Source organism: Shewanella sp. 11B5 (assembly GCF_002836795.1).
Taxonomy (GTDB): Bacteria; Pseudomonadota; Gammaproteobacteria; order Enterobacterales; family Shewanellaceae; genus Shewanella; species Shewanella frigidimarina.
Window position 1 is genome coordinate 1 of the sequence record NZ_PJAP01000537.1, and the last position, 5,430, is coordinate 5,430.

Here is a 5,430-nt window from a genome sequence, read left to right on the forward strand (position 1 = left end):
ATGCGTGCAGGAGAAATCGTTCATAGGATCAGAGAATTGCTGCAACGAAAAGGTACTGCAAGTACTGAGTTTGATGTGCAAGAACAATTAATGATTTGCCTAGACTTACTAGAGCATGAGTTCGAAAAAGAAAAAATCAACATCAAAACTCAATTCACTACCACTGAAATTAAGCTGCATGGTGATAAAGTTGGTTTTTGTCAGGTGTTGATTAACGTGTTAAAAAATGCCATTGATGCAGTGTCTGAAAAAGAGTTTCCACTTCATAGCCGCAAACGGATATTGATAGATTTACACATTGTTGATCAAAGTTTACAGCTGAAAATTTATGATAATGGTATTGGGTTAACCTGTGCCAACGATGATTTTAAAACAAGTTTCTTTACTACCAAAGCCAATGGTCTAGGGCTTGGGTTGGCTATTTGTAGTGATGTTATTGCGCTTTTTGGTGGTCAGATAAACTTATCAAAATGCAAAGATGACCCAAGCCCACCGTGGCGATATGGATGTCGGGTTCTCATTGTTATCCCATTAAATGCTATGCCAGATTAATCAATCAAATACTCTTCTTTACTGAAATTCCAACCTGTCTTTTTTGCTTATCTCATTTTATTGAGATGTTAAACCGTGACATCAATCAAATCACGCCCCTCAATGTGGTTTACCACAATACCCTTAATTTACATATGGATTAACAATGGTTTTAGCGATGATGCTGACTACAGTTTGGGTCTGGTTAGTACCATTAATAATAAGTAAACAGAGAAAAACTTCGTGCTTCGTTGAAGATGAAGGGGGGCAATCATGATTGAGTTAAATCGACGTCATTTTTTAAAGGGAGCGGGTGCCAGTGGTGCCACATGTGCTTTAGCAAGCATGCTTCCTGGTTCGCTAGCAGCGTTAGAAAAATCACCCTTAAAAGGTGTTGCTTCTGAAGTTGCCAGTATTTGTGAAATGTGTTCAACGCGGTGTCCTATTAAGGCACGCATTGTAGATGGAAAAAACGTATTTATTACTGGTAATAAAGAAGCTAAATCGTTTGGTGGCAAAGTCTGCGCCCGAGGTGGAGCTGGCCATAGCTTACTTTACGATCCACAGCGTATCGTTAATCCACTTAAGCGTGTGGGTGAACGCGGCGCAGGTGAATGGGCAGAGATTTCATGGGCTGATGCTTATAAAGAAATTGCCGCCAAAATGAACCAAATAAAACAACAATATGGTGCAGAAACCATAGCGTTCTCTTCAAAGTCTGGTTCACTTTCAGGTCATATATTTCATCTTGCTGAGGCTTTTGGATCGCCCAATACATTTACTCATGCCTCAACGTGCCCAGGCAGTTATGTTGTTGCTGCTAAGGCAATATTTGGCACCAAAATGAAGCGTGATTTGAGCAATGCCAAATACATCATCAACTTTGGGCATAACCTGTATGAAGGCATCAATATGTCTGAAACAAGAGGCTTGATGCAAGCTCAAATGGATAGAGGAGCCAAGTTAGTTGTATTTGAACCTAGATTCTCGATTGTGGCAGATAAGGCTGATGAGTGGCATGCAATACGTCCGGGTACCGACGTCGCGGTCGCGTTAGCGTTATGTCATGTGTTGATCAATGACAATTTATATGACCATGACTTCATTGAAAAATATGTTGTTGGTTTTGATGAGTTCGCCGCTGAAGTACAAAAATATACCCCAGAATGGGCCGAAACTATTTCAGATGTGTCTGCCACTGCCATTCGACGTATTGCACATGAATACGCAAGCCACGCTCCACACGCCGTTGTTGATTTTGGCCATCGCGCTACCTTTACACCAGAAGAGTTCGACATGCGCCGTGCGTTATATGCAGCCAACATATTGATTGGGAACATCGAACGAAAAGGGGGCATTTACATGGGCCAGAAAGCACCTGGCTACAATAAACTTGCCGGTGAGAATGTGGCCCCAGCGCTAGCCAAACCGGGTGTTAAAGGCATGCCTAAGCCAACGGCAATCCGCATTGACCAGGTTGAAAAGCAGTATGCAATGATGTGGTCAAATGGTGGCATTTATCAAACCATTTTAGATGCAACATTAGACGCCAAACCGTATCAATTAAAAGCATGGGTAATGAGCCGTACTAACCCAATGCAAACCCTTACAGACCGAGCCAAAGTAGAACAATCGCTTAAAAAGCTAGATTTAGTGGTGTCATGTGACCTGTATATCAGTGAAACCGCTGCATACGCAGATTATATTTTGCCAGAATCGACTTATCTTGAACGCGATGAAGAGATACAAGATAAATCAGGTAAAAATCCGGCCTATTATGTTCGTCAACGTGTGGTTGAAACCATTGGTAATACTCGCCCAAGCTGGCAAATATTTAAAGAATTAGGTCAAGCTTTAGGGCTTGAACAATTTTACCCTTGGGACAATATACAAACATTGCAATTAATGCAGCTGAATCGCGATCATAGCTTATTGGAACACATCAAAAAAATGGGTTACGTCAGCTACGGTAAGCCATTGATGTTGCGTGAACCTGAAATGGTTACCGAATTCGTTAAGGCTTATCCCAATGCCAAAAGTGTTGATGCAGACGGTACTTATGCAAGCTCAATGAGCTTTAAAACACCCAGCGGCAAGATTGAGTTAACGTCACCCAAAATAGAAGGCATGGCTCCAGGTCGAGGTGTGATTAAGCATCGCGATGTACAACTAAAACAAGCTGATGAGTTGTACTTTATACAAGGGAAGGTCGCGGTACACACCAATGGCGCCACCCATAATATTCCAATGTTAGCCAATCTTATGTCGAAAAATGCGATTTGGATCCATCCAATAACGGCCGGGCGACTCGATATCCATAGCGGTGATGCGATTAGATTAACCAGCAGTGTGGGCAGTGAGGAAGGCACCGCCTTAGTCACCCCAGGGATTCGTCAAGATACTGTGTTTGCATACATGGGCTTTGGCTCCAAAAATAAAGAACTGGTGCGAGCCACAGGAAAAGGTATCCATTGCGGCAACCTACTTCCTAATGTCATCGCCCCCATCTGTGGCATGAATTTACATACCACGGGTGTCAAGTTGGTAAAAATTTAGCCGGTAACTAATTGATTTGGAGTCTCCTATGAGCAAACGATATGTCATGGTGCATGATGAAAATAAATGCATCGGCTGCCAAGCTTGCAATATAGCTTGTCGTAGTGAAAACGAAGTTCCTGAAGGGGTAACTCGCCTGCAAGTTAGGGTGGAAGGTCCTTTTGGTGAAGCACCAAACTTACATTTTAAATATCACCGTGTGTCCTGTCAGCAATGCGAAGACGCACCTTGTGTCAGTGTTTGCCCTACAGGTGCCGCTTATATAGACGAAAATGGCTTAGTGTCTATTCATAACGATAAGTGCGTTGGCTGTATGTATTGTGTCGCGGCATGTCCATACAAAGTGCGCTTTATGAATCCTATAACAAAGGCTGCAGACAAATGTAATTTCTGTAAAGACACTCGCCTAGCCAGAGGTGAACAACCCGCTTGTGTTACAGCATGCCCAACAGATGCATTGTATTTTGGCGATGCTAACGACAGCAAAAGTGAGGTTGCTCAATTACTGAATACAAAAATAACCTATCAAGACAAAACGCATTTAGGTACCAAACCACGAGTGTACCGCGTTCCGACTAAACGAGGAGGGATAGAGTCATGAACAATATATGGGGCGACATGGCGCAATATGATCCAGTGACATGGAACTGGGTTATCGCCGTTTATTTATTTATGGCCGGTTTATCGGCAGGTAGCGTACTCATTGGTATTGGTATGCGTTGGTATAGTAAAGGGGACAATATTGAAACTTCGATATTAAAAGCCTCTGCCATTATCGGGCCAGTAGCCATAAGCTTAGGTTTGGCCTGTTTAGTGTTTGATTTAACAAAACCATTTCATTTCTGGCTCATCTTAGTCAATTATAATTTTACATCTGTAATGGCGATTGGTGTGTTGGCCTTATTGGCTTATTCACCGTTAGGTATTGCTTATGCATTGATTGTATTGCGAGATGATTTACCAAAGTGGAAGTTAGGATTTTTAGCCCGAATAGGGCACATGCTATTACCAATACGTAAAGTCATCGAAATCCTACTATTTGTACTTGCTATAGGTGTTGGTGCGTATACTGGCTTTTTAATCTCGGCCATGAATGCCTACCCAATGCTAAATACAGCAGTATTACCGGCATTGTTTTTAGCATCTGGTTTATCAGCGGGAGCAGCGGGTAACTTAATCGTTGCGTTAACCTGTTTTAATAGCAGCCCCCATGATAACGATGTGGCAAAAATGCACAGCCTGGATTTACCGGTAATCGTGTCTGAAATGATGTTTTTAGTGATGCTGTTTAGTACTCTTTATTTCACCGGAGGCGCAGCTGCTGAAGCATTAGCATCGTTAAGTACCGACATTTGGGCTAGCGTGTTTTGGGTAGGCGTAGTCGGAATCGGGTTTATCGTTCCTATTCTGTCTATGTTTTTACCTGCCAATGCTCGTCACAATAAAGCCATCATGATATCAGTTGCCTGTTGTAGTTTGACGGGGGTTTTAGCATTACGACACTTCATCATCTATGCTGGACAAAGTTATATAAGTTAACCAAGAAATAAGTAAATAAGTAATCTTTTACCCTCCAGTTGACTAAAGTTGATTGGAGGGTAAAAATTAGGTCATTGGCTGCAGTATTCAGTTGTAACAACAATTATCGTGGGTCTTTGGTTTGTGACCAAACACTAAGGTCGACCGCATTCACTGTCAAACCCATACGTTTGGAACGACAACCGTAGAATATTCAACTTTACCGCTAACCTATACTTGAAGTTATTATTTAAGCTGCTATATTGGCTTTATGAAAACATCAATATTCACATTCTATTCAATTATTTTTTTAGGGAGCTTCGCCCTAAAATTCCCCGATTAAGCGGGCGTACATTTGCGCCCATCTGTTTCTGACAGAATCTACAATTAAAATTAACATTTGAAAAACAGCTTACATTTATATGTTGAGGCTTAGATTTTGTTAAACTATTTTTCGTCAATAGGATTAACTCAACCTTTGCTTTATCTACAGATAATAATTAGTTTTTTTAAAAGTCTGTAATGACAATTAATTTTAATATAATACAAATAAACCAAAAAAGTTCTAAAAGGAGGGCGGTGGATTATTTATTTCAAAAAACGAGTTTGTTGCATTAAATAAACGTGATTAATATTTAGTTTATAAGGTAATGATATGTCTAAGCATGAAATGAAAAAACCATTGTTGTCGCTAAAAGAAAAGCGTAAGTTGAAAAAAGAATCGAATGCTACAGAGGTAGTCAAGGTGAGGAAGAAAAAAGGCTAGCACACTAAATATGTAGTCCTTCCCCCCTTAATTAACTGAACAATTTTTGGATTAAATTT

4 protein-coding genes are annotated in these 5,430 nt (G+C 40.9%); all 4 read left to right on the forward strand.

Annotated elements, in window-relative coordinates; genetic code table 11:
• The coding region (locus tag CXF78_RS12645) for a sensor histidine kinase (RefSeq protein WP_145991433.1) at positions 1-552 on the forward strand (552 nt) is incomplete at its 5' end.
• Positions 553-804: 252 nt separating this feature from the next.
• Positions 805-3,087 carry a thiosulfate reductase PhsA gene (gene phsA, locus CXF78_RS12650; protein ID WP_102036994.1) on the forward strand — a complete coding sequence of 761 codons (2,283 nt, stop codon included), beginning with the start codon at positions 805-807 and terminating at the stop codon, positions 3,085-3,087.
• 28 nt (positions 3,088-3,115) lie between these two features.
• Positions 3,116-3,688: a 4Fe-4S dicluster domain-containing protein gene (locus CXF78_RS12655; protein ID WP_102036995.1), complete on the forward strand. Its 573-nt coding sequence runs from the start codon at positions 3,116-3,118 to the stop codon at positions 3,686-3,688.
• Entirely contained in the window at positions 3,685-4,626 is a 942-nt protein-coding gene (gene nrfD / locus CXF78_RS12660) for an NrfD/PsrC family molybdoenzyme membrane anchor subunit (RefSeq protein WP_102036996.1), read from the forward strand. Before CXF78_RS12655 ends, nrfD begins: the two co-directional genes overlap by 4 nt.
• Positions 4,627-5,430: the final 804 nt, after the last annotated feature.